This window comes from Microbispora sp. H10836, assembly GCF_012999525.1.
In the GTDB taxonomy this organism is placed as follows: Bacteria; Actinomycetota; Actinomycetes; order Streptosporangiales; family Streptosporangiaceae; genus Microbispora.
Window position 1 is genome coordinate 275,614 of sequence record NZ_JABBWU010000010.1, and the last position, 18,619, is coordinate 294,232.

An 18,619-nucleotide genomic window follows, 5' to 3' on the forward strand; every position below is an offset into this window, starting at 1 on the left:
TCCGTGCTCGCATTGTTCCTAGTCGCGTCGCCGTCGTTGAGGCCGGCCTATGGGTGGGCCGTCATACCCTTGCAGGTGGCGATCGCGCTGTGGCTGGCTACCGTACGGGGCTGAGGGCGATCGAAGGCCCGGGACCTCGTTCCTCAGCCCCGGCCCACTGGGCTAGCAGGGCTGAGCTACGTAGATGCGACCTCGGGGCAGCTCTCGGCTAGTCGGGAAGCACGGCCCACGCGTATATCCACCTCACATGACAACCGTCAGGTGGAGCCGCGCAGAACAGTCTGCTCGATCCAAGTAGATAAGTGTCCTACCTGTTATTTGCCCAGCGCACGGAGCATACCTTCCGACCGAAGCCAATCCGTCAATCGAATCTTTGAGGTGATGATGTTCGCCAGGTCATCCCCGCTCACCGCGAAGATCATGCCGCCGCCCGCCTGAAATATCTTGAGGCGATCAAGAAAGGTCCGTGAAAAACCAGACATAGATACGAAGATACCTATCTTGCATATAGCATTTCTATCCTGAATCTTAGACTCGAGCACTCGCAACTCTTGCACGCCTGGCCTATCTCTCCAGTTTTTGCATTCGATCATTATGAGGGGACTTCCTTGCGCCACCCAAAAAGGGTTCGTGAGCCCATTGGCGACTACGACATCAATCTCTTCTTCGCGCGTTCGGAAATTCTTCTCTATAACTTGGAGCTCCGGCGCCTCTGTCTTCAGTATTGCGACGATCAAGTCTTCTAGCAGATTGCCCCGTTCTCTCATTGTGGTTTCACTCAAAGATGATGCAGCCAGAAGACGGCCATGCAAATCGGCTGCTCGCGCAAACCAGAAGTGTCGGCTGAGTTTGCTGTCGAATGAAGCTAGAACGCCAAACAGATGGCCCATGGTGTGTGCCCACTTCGTCAGCCCCTCTGCCGCCTGAGTCCAATACTCTGCAGCGTACGCCTGAGCCTCTTCTTCCGTGGTGACACCAGCGGTAGCCTCTGCATCTTCTGTGAGGTCTAGGGTGACGACACTCTCCGCCCGCAAGTGTTGCAAAAAAATGCAAATAATGATGGGCCACGCTAAGACGGGAGCATCTCGATACAGATAAGCAAGCGATTCGGCAGCTCTCACTGCGGCGAATGTATTGGGAATGCCTGCCTGCATAGCCGCTCTGAGTACCTCGTCGCAGACATGACCCGGATTCGGGATGTCACCATCATATGTGATGTCCTTGATCAAGGGAACGTCGTCAGCATCTCCGTCATTCCATTGATAAGCCATCAACTCGCCCAAGGCGTTGAGATCCACCTCGGGCGACAGAATCAGAAACTCTTCAAATTTAGATTCAAACTCTGCTTCTGGCACCTCTCCTGAAAACAGCGCGCCGGCGAGCATGCCAGTAGATACGCCTCGGGCCATCCGAATATCCGAATAGGCGGACAACGTCGCGTGCCATCCCAGGCCGATATCTGCCAGGTTCTCTAGAATCTCTTCAACGCGTGCTTGATAGGTTACACTGATGACCGTTTCATCGGCTCCCTCTCGACGGCCGATCCTCAGTTGATCATGTCGAAAGAGAAGGCGAGGAATGTTGCCAGCATATTTGCGCCACATCAATATGATGCGGCCGTCAATCTTTAGGTACGTGTCGAAGCCCATACGGCATCTTACCGCCATAGGAGACAAACGTCAGGTGGTCGCGAGGCTTATCTAGCAACAGTGAGAGTCGTACCTGTCGGGCAGTGATGCCCCAAGCAAGATCTCTACTTCGCCAAAAGGGCGCACTCTGTCGGAGGCGTAGGCAATCATCAAGGATGTGGAGCCCATACATCGGCTTACGACCGAGTCCGGCCGCGTCCTGGAGGTCAACGGCGAGCATCGACTGTACGCCGCAACGTACCTCACGACGAAGGAAGCCCGCTGGAGGTCGAGCAATGGCCCGAAGATTGACGTGCTCGGCTGGACGCCAGTCGCCCAGCTCGCGGTAAAGTCCGATACCGGGGCTTGGATGATCGCTGTTCCGTCCCGCGTCGCACCTGCTGCCATGCCCAGCGACCTCTCCGTCAATGAGGCGTTCGTTCTCGGCGCGCTGGTAGGCGACGGTTCGATCAGTAGCAGTAAGGCTACAGTCGCACTCACGACCCCTGCAGGCGAGTTCGTCGACGCCTTCATTACTGCAGTAGAGGCGATCGGTGACCGGGTGACTCAGTACGAGACCGGAACCCGAGTCGCCACGTGGGGTGTCCGTGCTCGTCCAGAGAATCGGATTGGGTCCGGCCGAGGGGCACGCAACTCCTGTCGAACCCGAGTTCTGCTGCGCCGGGTGGGGCTTATGGGAGCTAAGAGTGCTACTAAGTTCATTCCCGACGAGGTCTTCGGATCAAGTAACGAGGCGCTCGCGGCTTTCTTTGGTGGCCTGTTCGCCGCAGATGGGCACATGCAGATCGGAAAGCCATCCGGGCCCAGATCACGAGGGGCCAGCCAAGTTACGCTTGTCACGGTGAGCGAACGCCTCGCACGGGATGTGCAGGAGGCTCTTCTGCGGTTCGGTGTGAACGCTCGCCTTAGATATCGGAAGAATCTGCGCGGCGGTCTGCCCTCCATGGAGGGCAAGATCTACTCCTCGTGGGAAATCGCGGTCAGCACCGCATCCGATGTCCTCGCCTTCGCGGAGGTGATTCGTGTTCCCGGTAAGCAGGGCCAGCTTGATCTCCTCGCGGAGCGTGCCCGCAAAGCACTCATAGCCAAGCCACACGGCGGCAACGTCAAGCAGTGGCGGACCAGGCATCTGAACGCTGACCTACGGTGGGAGAAAATCAAGTCTGTCGAGATGGTCGGAACTGACCAGACCATCGGCAATGCGGGTTAGCCGTCAGGCACTAGGAGACGTGCGTCCACGCTACCGAACCAGAAGCACGTAGGGACGCAAACCGGCAGGTACAGCCTATCGGCGCGACCTTCCACGTCGGCGATGCCCTTCGACGCGCTCGGGTGTCTCGGCGGAGTCTGGTAACCGGGCATTCCCATTCCGATGCCGGCCAGCATATGCGAGCGAGTCTCAGCTTAACCAATCGGCAGGGATGAGCTTGGTCCCGCCTCGCCAATTGTGTTCGACGGATTCGCGGAACCAAGGTTCGGAGAGATTGGCATGGTCGCCGACGATGATCTGCAGGCCGGGCGAAAGTTCCTGGATGACGTCGTACAGCAGCCGGAAGGTCCGCAGGACGGCGCCGCGATCGGCGTCGCCTTCGGGGACGCCGCTCTGTAGGGACATGTCGGAGGGGTAGTGGGCCTGGGTTGGCTGGTCGAGGATGAGGAAACGGGGTACGGGCCTGTTCTGCCTGGTGAAGTAGCGGTGGAGTGCCAGGTGGGTCGCCAGGTGGTAGCCGATCCAGTTGGCGGCACTGCCGATGCGTTCCAGTCGGATGGGACCTCGTTCGGTGTCGGTGACGACGGTGAGGCGGGCGAGGTCGAGGCGGACGCTGCCCTTGCTGTGTTCGAGTTCGAGCCGGTCGGCGTAGGCGGTCATGTCTTGGCCGACCAGGAAGAGCCGTGAGGTGAGCTGTTCGCGGTCCTCGTCGTCATTGAGTTCGGCTTCGAGGGCGGCAACGGTCGCGGCTGCACTTTCGGCGGCCGCGCGTAGTCTCTGCAGTTCAGTGTCGTCGGTGGAATCGACTCGGGACAGGATTGCGTCGATGCGTCCGCGAGTAAAGTCGCGTCCGTCGGCTGAGGTGAGGTCTGTGACCCGGTTGGTGGTGCGCAGCGCAGTCAGGGCGGCTTCGGTGCTGGCGAGTTGGTCGCGCAGGGAACTTGCCTGGCCGTCGAGGGCGATGAGGGCGCTGCGCTGGGACGGCCTCGCCTCGGCGAGGTTCTCTAGCTGCGCTTGCAGCAGGGTCAGACTGGAGCGGAGGGCTGCCGGAGTCGGGTCGGCGTGTTCGGTCTCGTGCCCACAAGCCGGGCAGGTGGGGGAAACCGAGGGCCCGGATTCGGGCGCGGCGTCGATGAGGCCGAGGCTTGCCAGACGTCCGGCCTGGAGCTGCAATGCCTCCTCGTAGTCCGTTTCCCCATCGCGTTGGTCTAGTAGTAGAGCCCGGTCGGCCATGACCCGGCCGAGGTCGGCCCGTAACGTTTGTGCCTGGCGTTCCAGAGCGATGTATTGGTCCTGCTGGGCGATGTCATCGACCGCGGGACGGGGCTGTTGCGGAGGCGGCGCGACGCGGGCGCCCTGGAGGACGCGGACCAGCCTAAGACGGTCGGTGACCTCTTGCTCAGCGATCAAACCGACGGCGCGGGCCTCGCTATACAGGGCGCGCAGCTCTACATCGATGGTTTGAGCTGCCAGTTCCGCACCGCGAAGCGCGGCTTCGGCGCGTTGGAGAGCATGTTTGGCGCCTCGGAGCTGGGCACGTTTGATCGCTTGGTCCTGCGGGACGGCCCCGAGGAAGTAGGGGATGGTGTCGCGCAGGCTGTCGGCGATGCCGCGTTCGCCCTGACGGTGGAACAACGTGGTGGAGCTGGCGATCTCGTTCTGGCTCTGAAGGCAGAGCAGGACGGCGTGGGCGAGAGTCGCCTCCAGCGGCGCGCGGCCGCCGGCTCTAGGGTCGGTGATGTTCTCCTCGATGCCGATCCGTCGGCCGATCTGGGTGCGCAGAGTGGCGGCGTTTGTGTTGACGACGAGGTCTTCCAGCGCTGGCGGCTGGCGGAGGTCGTTACCGAACTCCAGCATGGCTTGCTGGGAGGACGCCTTCCCTGCGGCGGGTGCGGGGCGGGCAATGAAGACCTGCCCCTCATCCAGCTGCCAGAGGGTCGCATACCAGACGACGGTGTCGGTGATCGGCCCTTCGGGAACCTGGATGGACTTGCGCCCCAGGCAGTAGTCCACGATGGTCAGCAGCGCGCCTTTGCCTGTCCGAGACTCACCGGTGACAATATTCAGACGTCCGGGCCGAAAGTCGACACGGCGGACGGCGCCCTGGGCGTTGTAGAGGATGACCGACAGCAGCTGCACCGAATTAGGGTGCCACACCGAAGAGCGCGAAGAGGGTTGCCGGTTGATCTACCCGGGTGAACCACTTCCCGATGAGCCCGGACGCGCGGACGATCTGGGGGGCGTCACCGGCCTTGATCGGCATGACGGTGGCTGCGAGCGTGCCATGCAGTCCGCCGTCGCCGGTCACCGTCAGCATGCGGTTGGCCATGCCGAACCGCAGCCCTTCACGGACGTGCTCGGTCAGGGCTTGGGCGCGCTGTGGGAATCCCGCCCGGATCACGGCGTTATCGGTGATCCAGGTTGAGAGGTGGGTGCGGGTGTCTCGTGGCAGCGCCTCCCGGGTGCCCTTGTGGAGGACGAGGGGCGCAATCAAGAACGTCAAGTACCAGGGCATCGCTTGGCTGGACTGGCGTTCGTACTGGATGGCCCCGTTCGCGGAGATGACGGCCATGAGTGCGGGGTTGAGAAGGGCAGCCGCCTCGCGAGGTCGATCCGCCCACGCTCTCACGGGCCCTCCGATGCCTCGACCGGGGCGGAGACGCTGAGGAGTTCCTCAAGACGGGACTGGAAGTCAGGGTGCCACCCGATCACCCGGTTCTCGGCCAGCACGTGACGTCGGCCGCGGGCGAAGAACGCGTCGTTGTAGCGTGGCCGCACGTTGACCGAGGTGGAATCCCGCAACGTGCGCAGCAGCGCCTTACCTGCGGCGATCTTCGCGTTCTCGTCGGCGTCGAGCCCGAGGTCTTCCACCATGTCGGCGAACGCCCGATCCCATTCGTCGCGTAGGTTGTCCTCGAACTTCCCGAGTTCATGCAGGCCGATCAGGTCCTCGGTGATCCATTTGGTCGCCTGCGTGACAGCGCGGTAGTAGTCGACGATCGCTTTGCGGAGATTCACCTCGTTGCAAGCGACCCAGCGCATCTGATGCACGAAAACACTGTCGGTATGCAGGGCGATGACGTGGTTCTCATCGACATCGGCCAGCTCCACGGTGGTGGGCAGATTGTCTTCGCTGAACTGATCACGTAGATGCGAGAGCATGGCCTGGGCCTCGCCCGCGCCCACCCTCTGGCGGCGGCGTTGCAGCATGTCCAGAGCGACTCCAGCCCACCACTTCCACACCATCGACAGGTACAGGTCCTGGTTGGCGTGCGGCAGTGCAGCCCACAGGAGCTTGCGAAGTTTCTCGTCCAGGTCATCGACGCCGAGGGCTCCATCGGCCACGGTCACACGGTTCAAGAAGATCTGCTGTTCGGCCTCGGTGAAGTCCAAGAAGCGCTTGCGCGCGTTCTCGGTGATCTTGTTCGTGGACGTACGTGCCGCGTCGTTGAGCTTGATGACCGCCGCCTGGGTGTTGCGGGAGTCTCGCCGCAGAGCATGGGCGGCAGTATTGGCAGCTGCCACGGCCGTAGTCACCAGGATCAGCGCCGGACCCTGAGGATCCGTGGGTTGCGCGGTGTTCATCCACACCGTGAGCGTCTTCCACAGGTCGACGTCCTTGTCGCCCAGCGCGGTGGCGGAGCCGATGTGATGCTTGGCTTGCAATAGCTCAACCGGGGAACCGGCCTGTTCCCAGGCAACATCATCGTGAGTCTCGATGCTGATCGCCTGGTCGGGCCGGTCGGGAGCCCGCTGGAGCAGTTCGATCAAACACCAGTTCACTTGGTAGAGATACCCGATCGCACTCGCGGAGGCGTCGTGCTGACCGGCAGGCATAGATCGAGTTTCTACCGGTCCCGGACCCGTGTCCAGTGGTGACTGATGAGCGCCTGGTTGAGGGGGTGGACGCTGGCGGCGCTCAGGTGCGGTTTGAGGTCGCCGGCGCGCTTGCCCCCACAACTCGGCGAGCGCGGCGCCGATCTAGGCATCGGCAACCTCGGCCAGCGGCCGATCCCGGCCGACCAGCGCCGTGACGCGGTCGATGGCCGAGGCGTAGGCGCGGTGGGTGTGGGTAGTTGACGGTGCGCGGGGTGGCCAGGAAGGCGTCGGCGGCCGCGGCGGTTGAGCCCGTACGTGGAGGACGGGCCGTGGCCGGGGGTACCCGACGTCTTTCGTCACCTGGTGGAGGAGTCCCCGTTCTGTGACGAGGACGGCATGCCGGTGGTGACTGCATGCCTGTGGTGTGAAACCGGGATGAGCATTGGCAGGTGAGGGACATCGAGTACTCGGACGGTGAGGATGACCCGGATGGAGCCGCCCACCTGTTCGGACTGCGCGTCGATCCGTCGCCGGAAGCGTTTCGGCGGTTCGCCGAGGACTATTACGAGATTTCTGTGGACCTCGATGCAGTGCGGCACGTCTATGCTCTTCGCCCGCTGACCTCGGCAGTCGTCACTGCGCTGAACCCTGATTTCACCTTGGAGGACCTTGCCGAAGACCTCCGGCGGCAAGGTATCCGTCTGCGGCCGGCTGAGTGATTGCTTCGTGGGCATTGGGTGGGGTGCCTCCAGGGCCGGCACGCCCCGGGCTGACTGCTGTACAGCAGTCCGTACAGCAACACCGCCTCACTCGATCACACTCCACCGGCCCGTATCCATCGCTTGATCTGGCCGTGAGGCCGCTGATGAGGCGTGTGCCCTTGCCTACGGATCAGATGGCTAGGGATGCGGTGTGCGCGCCTGTGGGTGGTGTCCACACAGCCGGCAGCAGCTCGGTTGCTCGCTGGTAGGCACGCTGGAGGGTGGCGTGCCGGGCGGCCGCGGTGTCGCCGGTCTGGGCTACGAGGACTTCGCGCAGCGGATGACGCGACTCGATGAGGTCGTTGTTGCGTTGCTCCAGCCAGGGCATCCAAGCTTCGTGCGGTGCTTGGTCCCGCTTGGTGTCGTTGCACAGCTTGCACGACAGCACCAGGTTCCAGACAGCGTCGACGTCCGGCCCGTCCCACCGGCGGGTGAGCAGCTTCCAGGGCAGGACGTGCTCCACGACTGGCCCGGATCCCGTGTCCTGTGCCATGAGTTGGTTGCAATAGGCGCAACGGCCGTCTTGGTACCCGTTGAGGGCCGCGACGACGCCGGTGACGCTCTTTCGACGCTGCTTGGTCTGCAGGACCAGGTGCTGGGTGTCGGGGTCGTAGACAAGCGCAGGGTTCAGGATGGCGCCGGCTACGCCTGTCGCCCATGCCGTCTCCACCAGCCGCCATCGGGCGGCGGTCTCAGCGTCGAGGTCGGGGGCATGCACCGATCCGGCGAGTGCGAGGAGTTCGTCGCGCAGCACAAGGCCCGGGGCGGCGGAGTTCTTGCGCCGATCCTCGTAGTAGCGCACTGGTGCGGGATTGCCACTGAGCTGGGGGAAGGCGTCGATGACGTTGGCGAAGCCGAGCTGGACGGTCCGTTGGTGCAGCGTGTCCCGGTCGAGTTCGCCGGCGTTGAAGGTGCGGCAGGCGTCCAAGAACCTGCTACGGGCGGCGGTGCCCTGCCGGGGCTGGCGCTGAAGGGCCTGACAGAGCAGGTCGGCGTACCGCGGCGCAAGCTCCTCCAGCGTGATGCGGCTACGGCCGGTGGCAGCGACCTCCAGCAGGGTCGTGCCGAAGGCGAACTTATAGGTGGCCGAGTTGGAGCCGTACAGCACGATGGCACGCCATACGCTCTCAGCTGTGACCACGCCGCGTTGGTAATCCACGCGAGCAGTATTGGGCAGGAGGGTGACATTTTGGGCCAGGAGCAGGCGATCGTCTACGGCAAACTGGTCCGTGACCGGATCCCCGAGATCATCGAGGCCGACGGCCGGACGGCCAAGGTACGCGTCCTTGACGAGTCGGAGCTGGTCCCCGCGCTGACCGCCAAGCTTGCCGAAGAGATCGAAGAGCTGCGCCAGGCCAGTCCCGGCGATCACCTGAGGGAACTGGCCGACATTTACGAGGTACTGGCGACCCTCACCGAAATACTCGGATTCTCCGAAGAGCAGGTCCAGGAGGCGGCACGTCACAAGCGGGCCGAGCGAGGCGGATTCAGCCGCCGCCTGTGGCTCCACGAAGTGATCACAGATGACTGAAGGATGCCAATCCCGACACGGCCCAGGGTAGCGCGTGGCCGTTGATCCCGGCGGCGGGTGCTTCGGACCTTTAGATTTCGGTGTCCGCCCTGGCAAGACGCGCTACGAACTCGACCTGAGGTGTGCCGAGAGGGCCCCAATCGCTGAAGCTGGCTACTGCGTTTTCGACCAGGACGCGAGTGGCCTGTGTCCATTCCTCTGCTGTAGTGGCAAACAGCAATCGATCGGCGCGTAGCCAAGCGGCCGCACGGCACTTCTTGAGGACCTCCTGCTTGCCCTTCTTGCCAGTTAACTCTCCGGGCGTCTTGCACTCTGCCACGGTCAGAACATCGTCGGTGTACGCCACCAGGTCCACCTCAACTTGTGGTTGGTTCCCCCGCAGAATCGCGACCTCCTCCAGGTCGTCGAACATTCCACGCTGTTCCCTGTGTTGCTTCCGCAGGTACGCCGACAGCAGAGCCGGCACCTCACCGTGTTCGCTCAACACATGGCGGCCCACCGGGTGCAGGTCGTAGAACCACTTCGGTTCGTCTGGGGGAAGCTTCCATGCGTGCCGATCAAGGTCATTCAACGCGTCGCAGCGGACACAGCTCCAGTGCTGGCCGAGTTTGTCGACCGTCTGGAACTGCTTCTGCTCACAGGTCGCGCACCTGAGCACCATTCCCCGGCGCAGTACTCCGGCGCGGAGTGCGGCATCGGCATGTTCGCGGACGTCGGCCAATTCCAGATCAGCCACTCGCGCGCAGATGCCGGCAAACGTCAGTACACCTTCGGTCGATGAGAGCGAGACACCCTCCCCATCGGGGTACGCCTCATTGGTTTTAGCGCTAGTCGCCAGCATGGCGCGGAGAGCCGGCAGTAACGGGCCACCGAAGAGATTGACATATCGCCGACGCCCGCCGAGCATGTTGGCCAGTAGCGACGTGCGCCGTCCGGCCTCGCTGGGCAGCACAGCGAGGTCGTGCTCGGCCGCTTTCGCTCGGACCCAGGCGGCGAGGCTGAGGTGTCGGAGTGCGACACGTGCGAGGGTGTTCTCCGATCGGGTGCCTGCCAGGACGACGTCATACCGTCGTGATCCATATGTCACGCCATGGCGACTGCTGCGTGCCCATGTCAGCATAAATGGGGGCTGGTCGGCGAAGATCTCCCGGCTGTCCAGCCCGCGTCGGCGCACGGTGTGGCCCGGCTGCCAATGAACGTCGACCTGCCATTCCAGATCCGCGTGCGCGGCCAGCTCCCCATTGACCAGCACGGGTGCTGGCAACGGAGCGGCCATGCGGCTCGTGCCGTCCTCCGCCACGGATACCGGCACGGTGACCTGACTGTCCCACTGATCCTGCACAGCCAGGCCCACTGTCGTAGCCTGCCGCCAGGGCAGCTCCGGGCCCAGGATGACCGGAATAGCGTCATCGTTCTGCGGGCTTCTCATCGGGTACGCCGCCAGAAGGCGTTCACGCCAAAGCTCTAAATCATCTTTCAGCCTCGACATCGACGTGATTACGAGGCGATTGTCGCGCCGGGCGAGGTCCCGCGCGATCCTCGTCACGCCATATCCAATGGGCCACGGCACGGCGTCCTCGTCCAGCATGGACGGCAGCCAGTAGGTGTTGCCATATGTCAGTTGCCAAAGGCGCGACAACGCGAAATCTTCCGCGCTGTCGCCCACCACCAAAAGCCCCGTACGGTGGAAATCGAGGCCGGTGATGATCTCGACCAGATGCGCCTTGGTGCGCTCATGCGCGGTCGGCGTTGTTCGTCTGTCCACCCCGAAAGCCAGGCCCGGATGCCACACCAGTTCGTTGGGCACCAAGCCGTCCGGCTGGCCTAGGAGCCAAGACGCTAGCGCTTTGCGGGCACCGTCATCAAGCTCGGGTTCCTCCGCGTCGCGCGACGGCGGGGCGGCAACCCCGGCATAAGAAGCCACCGCGGCACCCACTACGCCACCCCAGTCTGTCGGGCAGGCAAGGACAGATGCCTGCCATGTACCCGGCATGTCGAGGACGTTCGCAAAGTGACCGCTCGACTCCTCGCGCAGTGACGTAACGTGCTCATGCCACCCATCACCTGTGAATCGGGACCGGTAGGACGAACACGCAGCGACTACCTGCTTCCGGGCCGCCTCGTCCTCCGCGCTCGGCACATCGTCAGCACGCACCATGGCGAGCAATCGCTCGCGATCGACTCCTTCGAGAGGCTGGCCGTCATCTCCGCTAAAGGAGATGAGACCGGGACGGAAGTGCTCCATATCCGCGACCGTTGGGCTGTACGTCACGACGAAGTCGGGGTCGTATGCCTCGCACGCCCGTAGAAGCACCGCGTTCACCTGCCCACCCTGGTGCGGGACAACCGCGAAACCAGCACCGCCCCAGACCTTGTCCGCACGATAGAGCGCGCGGCGCACCCAGTAGCTCCAATGCTTGCCACCTTCGACCACGATGACGACTCGCGGCGGACGAGGGGTGATACTGACCGAGGCGTAGGACAGGGTCTCGTTCGACGTCACTTCCGAACTAAACCACGGCCTACCGACAGTCACTCCATGAGTACCAATCAGCGCGCCGGCGGAGGGCGGTAGACCGGGCGGTCGCTCACCCGGCCAGGTTCAGTACGCGAGACCGCGATCCCTCAAGCTTCTGTCCGCGAAGCATGTGCGAAATGATCAAAAAAGGGGGAGGCACGGCCTCAGTGGTAGCCGCAGGTCAGGACACCTAACCAACCATGATTGCAACCGCTCTCCTGAAGCGGAGCCCATAACACTCACCGACGACCAGGGCACCAGCTGGACCTCCCTCGCCATCCCAGCTCTGTCGGCACCCATAGGGCGATGACGTCGTGCCCTTAGCGCTCGCGGGGGCGACGTCACCGTACGGCTTCACCGAGCCTTGAATGAGCCACGCGAAGGCGGCGACCTCTCCGGGGTTGTCTCGACAGTCGCGGCGCCCCGTCATAGAAAGCTCAGAGATCAGTAGAAGTGTCAGGAACGCCGTAGCCACGGAACAACTGTCAACGGACTCCCGATAGTTTTCAGGATCCCCGACAACAACAGGTTGATCCACTGCGATGTCCACGTGGACAGTCCTTAACCACCGGTACCCCTTAGGGAGCAGGCTCATGGTCGAACTCGGTTTCACCGGTGCCAGCCGCCCCGCTCAGGACTACAAGTTCCTGTCTGTGACCGATGGAGACACCCCGAACATCGGCTGGTCGGCCTCGATGTCCAAACGCGCCACGTTGGTGCTGGACGCCCTGGACATGGCGTTGTGGCGGCGCGACCGCGCCGGACACCCCGCTGGCTCCGGCCTCATCCATCACTCCGATGCCGGCAGTCAATACACCTGTTTCCGCTTCACCGCCCACCTGATGACCGCCGGTATCGACGCCTCGATCGGCACGGTCGGGGATGCACTCGACAACGCGCTAATGGAATCGCAGATCGGCCTGTACAAGACCGAACTGATCAAACCACACGGGCCGTGGCGTGGCCTGACCGAGGTGGAACTGGCCACCGCCGAATGGGTCGAGTGGTTTAACACCACCCGCCTGCACTCCTCCATCGGCAACATCCCGCCGGACGAGTACGAAGCTCTCTACTACGCTCAACACCACCCCAGCGAACCCGCTGGAATCAACCCCTGAGGTCTCCACCAAAGCCGGGGCGGTTCAAGCCGTCGTGTGCGGGCAGGGCAACCAGCATGCGGGGAAGGTCACCGGGGGCAGGTACACGCGAACGACGGCAGGCCAATCGCTAAAGCCGCTCAAGACCTGTACCTGGTCTCGCCGCGGACAAACGCCGACCGTCACCGTCTCGGGCAAGGGCTCGGGCCGAGTCTCCCTGGCGGGCTTGCAAACCCGGGCAACGGACCCGCCTGATCTTCCACATGCTGCTCTACCGGGGCCGTAAGAACGAGCGGAAAGGGTTCCGCGAGGACTAAGCCCGCCTGTTAGACGCCTCTGGCCGTGGGACTCCTTGTCGGCGATCTGCCCTTCTATAGGAAATACTTTGTCAATAGCCAACCTCGGCCGGAGATCCGTCCAGATTCTTAGGGCTGAGATTGACTGTGACCTTATTGACTGTGGCCGAACCTCTGCTTCCTGCTCCTTCAGCTTCGAGAACCCACACCTTAATGCCACCCTTGGCAGACTTCTCTCTCGTCAGGGTAAAGGAGAACTCGATCTCGATGTCCCCCACATCGAACGGCATCTCGGTTCCTTCGCCCAGGCGTCTTGCCTCGAGCAACTCATTTCTTACGGCGTTTATGGCCTCGGATAGTCTCATCCATGCATGATCCGACATCAATCTTCATCCTCTCTTGTTTTGATAGGAACTGCTTCCGCAACTCCACGAAGAGCGTCGGCTAGCCCTTGGAGAGCTTCGGCTATCTGCGATAGTCCTTCTTCTTGGAAACTCGATAGCCTGCGAGTATCTCTGGTTAGGACGCCGGCTGCGTTCGACAGAGTTGGACGTAGCTCTTCTAGCTCTCGGTGCAGCTTCCGAGACAACGAGAAAACTTGTTCTGTATCTTCTTCAGCATGCATAAGGCGTTCGGCTACGCGAGTTAGCGATCTGCTGGACTCATACAAGATGGACCAGTAGTCTTCGAGGAAGTTAGAAAGGGAAGGCGCCACGCTGAGGGCATCATCTAATGCGGAGCGACACTCCTCTAGCTCTTCCATTGCTAGGTCGATCGCTTCAATAGCGGAACCAATATCGACGCCACCTTCACCTTCCAGCGAGAAGGCGTCAACGTACATATCCCATAGCTCTGCTGATGCATCACCTTCCTGTGCTGATCCCGATGCCGCAGCTACTACGTGTCGTATGCGATCCGATTGGGATGGGTAGGCTCGGCGCAGAACTCGCTCCACAGCTCCCGGATGTCCGACAACAAGGCCTGCACTAGCCACCATCTCGAAGCGAACATCGTGTGTCCTCTCACTAAGAAAAGTGGCCATAACTTCTCCGATCTTCGGCTCGCTTCCCGCAAGGCGGAAAAGTGTAGTCAGGGCGCGCATCTGTTGGAGCCTGGAGAGTTTGGGCATCGGTGATAGAAGCGTCTCAGTATTCTTGAGCAAGTTCGTCTTCAACAAACGATCACTGAGCGCACCTATGCCAAGCGGCGTAAAGTAGTCTCCATCTCGACCGGGGTAAAGGTCGTGAACGATATCGACGACGAGCAAGCCGTCATCAACCTCTAGGTCAGCAATCAATGTAATCAGTCGTTCGGCCTCCGTGTGGGTGGTAGCGCCGTACAGAACAGCTGCGGCTAGGATGTTCTCCAAGCGACTAGAATGCATTCGTAGCCCGTTAGAGCGAAATGCTCTACCCATGTGTTGAATTTCATTCGATAGAAGCGCCTCTTCGGGTTGATCTTTCGTCTCCGGACTACTTATGGCCAGTATCCATCTCAGGGCTCGTAGATGGATATTAAGGATTGTCATCACAGACTCTGGCGCGAAATACGCATCGTTGGAGGCGTTGAGTATCGAAGAATCCAAGATAGACGAAGATCCGTTATTGATTCGATGGTCGAACGCCTGCGCGGCCGCGGTGAATAGGCTTCTAGCGTTCTGGCCGCTATCGGCGACATGCTCTAACCTGAAGACGCGCGCACCTGCGACAGCTGAAGGAGGAAGTTGATGCCCTAATTCTTCCCACCACCAGCCTGCTGATCTGGCAAGCATAACCAGGCGGACGGAAATACCATGGTTGTATGCAAGGATGCTAGCTAGCTCAGCAATGTAAGCTGGCTTAAGCTCGGCGTTGTCAATGACTATAAGGGTATTGACGGTTAGCATACTGAGGCGTCTAAGTTGTTCGCCTGTAGCGCTAACTGGCCCTCTACCTGCTAGCAGTTCTGCACTCCATCCATTGCTTCGAGCATCGCGGATGAGCTGTATGGCGGATCGAGTTTTTCCGACGCCTACTTCCCCAACCAACATACCCAGCGCAAATCCCGGAGAGTCCATCCACGACGTAATAGCCGTGAGATCGCTCACGCGACCTGTATATTCAACTACCTCTTTCGTAGGGTCAAGTAGTTGTGAAGGAAGAGTGTGATTTCCGAGAAACGGAAAAGTTCTTAGCGGCTCTGCAATGTTGACAAGCTCAACGCTCTCAAATGACATAGAAGCGTTCGTGTGGCGCAAAGCTGACTTGACTGTTTCCAGTCCATGAGACAGCAAGTGAACAGGCGTTGCCTCAAGTCGATTGTATGGAGGGTCGGGCTGGGCATGGGTAACGATACCAATTAGAAGGTCTTGAAAAAGTACCGGAGCGCCTGATACGCCGCCCCACGGATTTAGCGGTTTACTTGCTTTAGTCACAGCCGGATCGATCCACCGACCACTGGTCACTTGTATCTGGATTCTATTTATATCAGACGTTGTGATTGGATTTACGGTTCCAATTGCCTGCTCTATGCGCCACTGATTGTTGACGCGTTGAAAAACTGGATAGCCGATAACCTCCGTGCGGAGTTCGGGAGCTGCGGAAGTAATGACCCCTAGCCGTGCGGGATTAATGGGCAAATCCGCGACAGGAGTGGCAGTTCGTAGAATCGCAACATCTAAATCTTTGTCGCTCCACGTAAGTTCGACTTCTGCCCCTAGCGTGCATGCAGGGCCTTGAATGCTCCCGGCGGTCCGACCGACGTGATACGCCGTTATTGCTAGAGAGGAGTCGAGTAAGTAGCCGGTGCCTCTTCTGCCGCCGCTTCCGAAAGTGGGAAGTACGGCTACCACTCGCGCTTGACGTCTGTCCATAGATCCCAGCTTCATGCGACTGCCAGAGTAAATCTTAAAGCAGGGAGGGGTGGTTGCCTAGATCTCCCACATCGAGGTGCGGAAATTTAGGCCCGTCGCAAACTATAACTTTCGGCTGCTGCCGATTAGGGCGATCAACCTCAATCACCTTGACCTTCGCGCTGCTCAGATGACGAGCCAGGGCGGCACCGTAGGAGCCGGTACTCTCACCCCCCACCGCATGCAGCCAACCGAAGGAACATATCCACTCCGGCATGCCCACGTATCCCGCTCTGGTTGCCGGAACTCGCGATCGGCGATCCGGCGCGCGTTCATCAACATCACCGCGGGCATGGTGAGTGTTGACCTGGGTATCGATCCCGCCTTCGTAATGTTGGCAGCGACTCAGACCTCAAGGGGCTGCGGGCTGCGTGACGATCTGCGTGACAACGAACAGGGACGATCACGGTCACCGCGGACGTTCGCGCACTGTCGAGGCAGGTCGTCGGCCTGACCCACAGGTGGAGGATCACATGTTCGAATTGCCTTGAATGCAGGTGGTCTGTCGAGACGGAGTGACGGCAACGTCGGGCACCAAGCCCACATGACGCGTACTCTTGACGGCGGCCCGGCACCTGGTCTGCCTGACTGGGCAGGGGGATCGTGACTGCTAACAGGCGCTTATCGCGTGGGCGAAGACGTCGGCTGCGGTGGCCGCCTGCTCGCTGATCACGTGAACGTAGACGCGGAGGGTGATGGCCGCGACGACGTGTACGGGGACGCCTGCCATGAGCAACGTCGTGGCGTGGATGTGCTGGAGGTCGTAGAGCCGGACGCGGGGAAGCGGTGCTTTGGGATGCTGGTGTTGTGGGCCCGATGAGTTTGGGCATGAGCGAGCTGGGTGTGCTGAGCCCGAGGACTTCGCCGCGCCGGAGGCCGAGGGCTAGGAGGATCACAAAGGCGGCGTGGAGCGATCAGTTGTGGCGGGCGTTTAAGCCGCCTTAGGCGTCGTTGCCTAACATGTGCTTCATCCACAGCTTCTCCTGCCGTGCAATGAACTCCCGTTCTCGCCCTGCAGGGATCCGTACGATCACAGCCATCCCACCCCCTTCCGGAAGCTCCCCCCAGCCCTTGGGCCAGATGTTGGTCAGTAACTTTGTCGCGACCTTGGCTCCGCCAAGATTGAGGTCCTCCTCAGTTGCCTGCACGCCCGAGAAGTTGACGGCGTCGCCAAACTCCGCCAGCTCAAAGGTCGTGTCCTTGAAATCCACGCCCGCAAATATCGCATCCCAGGCCACCATCAAAGATGTGAAATTGGCGGACCGCAGAAACGACGAGCCGTGGAACGACAGTGCGCCGCGAAAGTCGCAGGACGCGAAGCTGGCGTGCTCGGAGAAGCGGCAATCTACGAAGTGAGCGTCATACTCGAAAGCGGACCTTCCGAAGTAGGATGCACCGTAAAATGATGCACCTGAGAAAGAGGTGGCTCCGTGTACCTTACTTCCCGAGAAGTAGAACTCGCCATTCAGCTGTGCGCCGTCAAAGGATAGGCTTCCTTCGATCAAGCTGTTCTCCAACCATGTGTCGCCGAGGAATTCCGCGTTCTTGAAGCTTGCCGACGCGACGTATGTGTGCCTCAGATCGATGTTCTTCAGCCGCGCCCCTTGCAGGTCGATCTCCATACCCTGCCAAAAGGCGGGTGATGGTTGCGGATGATACATTCGGTCAGGCCAGGTGATGTGGCGGGCGATGATGTCCTGTGCCAGGATATGCGCGTCATCCACACCTCGTCGCCGATTGTCATTTCTCAGATAGCGGCACAGTGCGGAGATGACGTTTCGCCTCATGGCGGTCGAGCTCTCACCGACTTGTTCCAGCATTTCCAAGGCTCCCGCACGTACTTGCACGTCTTCATTGGCGAGAAGGGAAGTAGCCTGGATATAAAGAGCAGTCTGGTTCGAGGTGGTCGCCAACCTAGGCTGCACGACATTTTCGATGTTGCCAATTCCAAGAAACTGGGCCTTGACTCTTTCCATGGATGGTCGGTCGAGGATTGCCACCAGTCGCTCAATATGATAGATCTCGCATGGCACCTGCGCACTGTCGCGCAAATCTCGACGCTCCGACAATGTCAGCTCTTGATTCGTTACAAAAGCCAAGCCGCATGCGCCATTCTTCGGTGCTCCAGCAATATCTGACTTGAATTTACTTTTGATCGTTGCGAATGCCTGCTGCCCACGTGGGAAATAGACGGCCATGATCCACTTCTCGCCCCCGCGCTGCATGGAAGCGTCCATCGTTCCGTCGGGACCACCTAGTGGGTGACTGGGATCGAGGTTTTCAAAGCCTTCATGCAGCATCACCTGTGCGGCTAGGCGCTCCGATGGAGCCTGGCCAGACGTCCACATGAGCAGTCTGTGCCACGTCTCGTCCCAACGCTCAGCCATGAGTGCATTGTGGACTCATCTGGTCTGGAGAGTCATCGGGCCTCGAGCTATAACGTCTTCTGTCGCCGGCCCTGGCATCCAGCGCTGACGGATGGTTCACGCCGACGTGCCTGTGACACGTCGCTGCCGCCTTTTCCATGAGTCTCGGTCTGCCGCGCCGCTCCCGGTGCTCAGCCCGAGCGGCCCTGCGCTCCGGGCGGCTTGTCATCGGATGACCCGGTGACCGGGTCAGCAGGTGCCGCGGGACATGTGCGGGATGATCAAGCGCGCGATGCGAGCTCATCAACGCGTTTCAGCAGGTTGACCTATGCGATTAGCAGCATCTGCCCGCTCTCTCCTGATCCGAAAATCGGACATTCACCAGGCACGCGGCAGCGAACCTCACGTGGTGATGCGGAGCAGGGGCGCGCAGACCGGGATAGTCACGCAGCCGGTTCGAGGGTGACGCGATAGCCGAGAGC

Annotated in this window: 13 protein-coding genes; 4 read left to right on the forward strand and 9 right to left on the reverse strand. The window is 61.1% G+C overall.

The genetic code is table 11. The annotated features are described in order from the left end of the window. Positions 1-314: 314 nt before the first annotated feature. Complete coding sequence (locus tag HHX30_RS20405; protein WP_169983548.1) at positions 315-1,649, reverse strand: restriction endonuclease; 1,335 nt, start codon at positions 1,647-1,649, stop codon at positions 315-317. 157 nt (positions 1,650-1,806) lie between these two features. Between HHX30_RS20405 and HHX30_RS43320 the strand changes: the two genes are divergently transcribed. After that, positions 1,807-2,859 carry an LAGLIDADG family homing endonuclease gene (locus tag HHX30_RS43320; RefSeq protein WP_169983549.1) on the forward strand — a complete coding sequence of 351 codons (1,053 nt, stop codon included), beginning with the start codon at positions 1,807-1,809 and terminating at the stop codon, positions 2,857-2,859. Positions 2,860-3,048: 189 nt separating this feature from the next. Here HHX30_RS43320 and HHX30_RS20415 read toward each other — a convergent pair whose 3' ends face one another. Genes HHX30_RS20415 through HHX30_RS20425 form a run of 3 tightly spaced genes read right to left on the reverse strand, consistent with a single transcriptional unit; the run spans position 3,049 to position 6,696 of the window. Next, the gene (locus HHX30_RS20415; RefSeq protein WP_169983550.1) at positions 3,049-4,998 is read right to left on the reverse strand and encodes a DUF3732 domain-containing protein; all 1,950 of its coding nucleotides are present in this window, start codon (positions 4,996-4,998) and stop codon (positions 3,049-3,051) included. 4 nt (positions 4,999-5,002) lie between these two features. Next, positions 5,003-5,488 (reverse strand): three component ABC system middle component, encoded by a 486-nt coding sequence (locus tag HHX30_RS20420; RefSeq protein WP_311922632.1) that lies wholly within the window; start codon positions 5,486-5,488, stop codon positions 5,003-5,005. After that, on the reverse strand, positions 5,485-6,696 hold the full coding sequence (locus HHX30_RS20425; protein ID WP_169983552.1) for an ABC-three component system protein: 1,212 nt from the start codon (positions 6,694-6,696) through the stop codon (positions 5,485-5,487). Before HHX30_RS20425 ends, HHX30_RS20420 begins: the two co-directional genes overlap by 4 nt. Positions 6,697-7,127: 431 nt before the next feature. On the opposite strand from HHX30_RS20425, the gene HHX30_RS20430 reads away from it, so the two are divergent. Then, entirely contained in the window at positions 7,128-7,397 is a 270-nt protein-coding gene (locus tag HHX30_RS20430) for a hypothetical protein (protein ID WP_211592246.1), read from the forward strand. Positions 7,398-7,569: 172 nt separating this feature from the next. Here the strand turns inward: HHX30_RS20430 and HHX30_RS42765 are convergent, their stop codons facing one another. Next, complete coding sequence (locus HHX30_RS42765) at positions 7,570-8,598, reverse strand: HNH endonuclease domain-containing protein (protein ID WP_169983553.1); 1,029 nt, start codon at positions 8,596-8,598, stop codon at positions 7,570-7,572. Between the two features lie 30 nt (positions 8,599-8,628). On the opposite strand from HHX30_RS42765, the gene HHX30_RS20440 reads away from it, so the two are divergent. Further along, positions 8,629-8,970, forward strand: a complete 342-nt coding sequence (locus tag HHX30_RS20440; protein ID WP_169983554.1) for a nucleoside triphosphate pyrophosphohydrolase — start codon at positions 8,629-8,631, stop codon at positions 8,968-8,970. Positions 8,971-9,040: 70 nt separating this feature from the next. Here the strand turns inward: HHX30_RS20440 and HHX30_RS20445 are convergent, their stop codons facing one another. Beyond that, positions 9,041-11,473, reverse strand: a complete 2,433-nt coding sequence (locus HHX30_RS20445) for a hypothetical protein (protein ID WP_169983555.1) — start codon at positions 11,471-11,473, stop codon at positions 9,041-9,043. Positions 11,474-12,081: 608 nt separating this feature from the next. Here HHX30_RS20445 and HHX30_RS20450 point away from each other — a divergent pair. Beyond that, on the forward strand, positions 12,082-12,606 hold the full coding sequence (locus HHX30_RS20450) for an integrase core domain-containing protein (protein ID WP_169983556.1): 525 nt from the start codon (positions 12,082-12,084) through the stop codon (positions 12,604-12,606). Between the two features lie 367 nt (positions 12,607-12,973). Here the strand turns inward: HHX30_RS20450 and HHX30_RS20455 are convergent, their stop codons facing one another. From HHX30_RS20455 to HHX30_RS20470, 3 genes are all read right to left on the reverse strand, one after another. Further along, the gene (locus tag HHX30_RS20455) at positions 12,974-13,246 is read right to left on the reverse strand and encodes a trypco2 family protein (RefSeq protein ID WP_169983557.1); all 273 of its coding nucleotides are present in this window, start codon (positions 13,244-13,246) and stop codon (positions 12,974-12,976) included. A 17-nt stretch (positions 13,247-13,263) separates the two neighbouring features. Further along, complete coding sequence (locus HHX30_RS20460) at positions 13,264-15,747, reverse strand: serine protease (protein WP_211592247.1); 2,484 nt, start codon at positions 15,745-15,747, stop codon at positions 13,264-13,266. Positions 15,748-16,712: 965 nt separating this feature from the next. Continuing rightward, entirely contained in the window at positions 16,713-18,158 is a 1,446-nt protein-coding gene (locus HHX30_RS20470; protein WP_169983559.1) for a pentapeptide repeat-containing protein, read from the reverse strand. Positions 18,159-18,619 lie beyond the last annotated feature (461 nt).